The organism is Pseudonocardia sp., from assembly GCF_050250275.1.
Lineage (GTDB): Bacteria > Actinomycetota > Actinomycetes > Mycobacteriales > Pseudonocardiaceae > Pseudonocardia.
Window position 1 is genome coordinate 1 of the sequence record NZ_JBFWOY010000074.1, and the last position, 2,613, is coordinate 2,613.

Annotated in this window: 1 protein-coding gene and 2 pseudogenes; 1 reads left to right on the forward strand and 2 read right to left on the reverse strand. The window is 73.9% G+C overall.

The annotated features are described in order from the left end of the window. Positions 1-548: pseudogene (locus tag AB7F12_RS31655) on the forward strand (hypothetical protein); the annotation flags it as partial. A 3-nt stretch (positions 549-551) separates the two neighbouring features. Here the strand turns inward: AB7F12_RS31655 and serA are convergent. Continuing rightward, positions 552-2,156, reverse strand: coding sequence for a phosphoglycerate dehydrogenase (gene serA / locus AB7F12_RS31660; RefSeq protein ID WP_428518093.1), 1,605 nt, complete (start codon positions 2,154-2,156; stop codon positions 552-554). A gap of 185 nt (positions 2,157-2,341) precedes the next feature. Next, a pseudogene (locus tag AB7F12_RS31665) lies at positions 2,342-2,613 on the reverse strand (1-acyl-sn-glycerol-3-phosphate acyltransferase); the annotation flags it as partial.

Here is a 2,613-nt window from a genome sequence, read left to right on the forward strand (position 1 = left end):
CGGGCTCGGGCAAGGAGGTGTTCGCCGTCGCGACCGCCCAGCTCGACGGCCGCCCGGTGATCGTCTCCGGCGGGCTCGGCGACGACGTCCATCTCTGGGATCTCGCCACCCACGCCGCGGTCGGCGCACCCCTCGACACCGGCGGCCGCACCGTCTTCGCCCTGGTGGTCACCCAGCTCGCCGGTCGTCCCCTCGTCGTCGCCGGACTCGACGACGGGACGATGCAGGTGTGGGACCTGCGCGACCGGACGACGGTCGCCACCCTCCGCGGCAGCAGCGGTCGCGTCGGCGCGGTCACCGTGATGCAGCGCAACGGCCGGCCTGTCGTCATCGCCAGCGGCTCGGACGACATCGTGCGGGCGTGGGACCTCACCACCGGCGCCACGATCGGCCATCCCTTCCGCAACGACAGCACCGAGGTCAACGGGATCACCGGCGATGTGGAGGCGATGACCGTCGCGGACGTCGACGGGCGGGCCCTCCTCGTGACGGGCAGCTACGACCGCCTGTTGCGGGTGTGGGACCTCGCCCCGAGCCTGGGGATCTGACCCTCAGTCGAACGAGATCAGCCGTGTGGTGGTGGCACCGATCGAGGACCCGATCGGCTCCAGCACCGCCGGGTCGACCGGCCGGTCCACCCGCAGCAGCATGATCGCGTCGGCCTTGTCCGTGGTCTGGCTGATCTGCGCGGCCTCGATGTTGATCGCGGCCTCGCCGAGCAGCGTGCCGACCCGCCCCATCACGCCCGGGCGGTCCGCGTACTCCAGAAGCACCACGTCGCCCTCGGCACGCAGGTCGAAGTTGCGGCTGTTGATCTCGACCAGCTTCTCCACCTGGGCGCGGCCGGTGAGCGTGCCCGACACCGTGATCGACTGGCCGTCCGGCATCGCCGCGCGCAGCTGCACCACGCTGCGGTGCGTCGGGCTCTCCGGAGCTGTCGTGAGCTCGGCGTCCACGCCGCGTTCGGCGGCCAGCGCGGGTGCGTTGACGAACGTGACCTGGTCCTCCACGACGTTGGTGAACAGCCCCCGCAGCGCGGCGAGGCGAAGCACCGAGACGTCCTCGGCCGCGAGCTCGCCCGCGATGTCCACCGTCAGCGCGCTCGGCACCGCCCCTGCCAGCGCGTACAGGACCGCACCCAGCTTCTGCACGAGCGGCAACCAGGGCCGGACCTCTTCGCCGACCACGCCCGCGACCTGCACGTTCACCGCATCCGGCACGAACTCGCCGGCCAGGGCGAGCTGCACCGAGCGGGCGACGTCCGTGCCCGCGCGGTCCTGCGCCTCGTCGGTGGACGCGCCCAGGTGCGGAGTCACGACCACCTGCGGCAGTTCGAACAGCGGGCTCGACGTCGTCGGCTCGGAGACGTACACGTCGATGCCCGCGCCGCCGACGTGGCCGCTGCGCACGGCCTCGGCCAGGGCGTCCTCGTCGACGAGGCCACCGCGCGCGGCGTTGACGATGATCACACCCTTGCGGGTGAGGGCGAGCTGGTCCTTGCCGATGAGCCCGAGCGTCTCGGCCGTCCTGGGCAGGTGGATCGAGATGATGTCGGCGCGGCCGAGCAGCTCGTCCAGCGTCATGAGCTCGATGCCGAGCTGGGCGGCGCGGGCCGGCGCGACGTACGGGTCGTAGGCGATCAGCTCGACGCCGAAGCCGGCCAGCCGCTGGGCGACCAGCTGCCCGATCTTGCCGAGGCCGACGATGCCGACGACCTTGCCCTGCAGCTCCACACCCGTGTACGCGCTGCGCTTCCACTGCCCCTGCCGCAGGCTGGCGTCGGCCGCCGGGATGTGGCGGGCCGCGGCCAGCAGCAGCGCGACGGCGTGCTCGGCGGCGCTCACGATGTTCGACGTGGGCGCGTTGACCACCATCACGCCGCGCGCGGTGGCCGCGGGGACGTCGACGTTGTCCAGGCCCACGCCCGCGCGGGCGACGACCTTGAGCCGGTACGCCACCGCGAGTGCCTCCGCGTCCACCTTCGTGGCCGAGCGGACCATCAGCGCGTCGGCATCGGGGAGTGCGGCGAGCAGGGCCGGGCGGTCCGTCCCGTCGACGTGGCGGATCTCCACGTCGTCGCCGAGCAGCGCCACCGCGGAGGGGGCGAGCTTCTCGGCGAGCAGGACGACGGGACGGGACGGGCTTGCGGTGCTCACGGCGCTGGGGCTCCCGGCTCGGGGCGGTCAGGTCGGTGTCGATCGTAGTTCCGGCGCGGTCGCCAGGTCCCGGAGGCGTGAGCGGAGATACGGCGGGCACGGGTCCGGGCAGCGGGTACGGGTGCCGGGTCGCAGGTCGGCGTGCAGCAGGTCGGCGGGGGCGGGCCGCGGGCCGGGCGCGGACGTCAGGCCACCGCGGGCGGCTCGGGCCGTGCGTCCGGGTCGACCGGGAGCCGCGGCGGCACGGCCTCGCCGCGGGCATCCGCCACCAGCGCCGTGACGTCCGACATGATCGCCGCGGTGGCGCCGTCCAGTGCGGTGCGGGTGCGGGGGCCGCCGAGCCAGGCCGAGAGATCGACGGGCGGGCCCGCCATCACGGTGACGCCCCGGAACAGGCGCAGTCGGGAGGTGTCCGGCGGGAGGACGTCCTGCGTGCCCCAGTTCGCGACGGGGATCA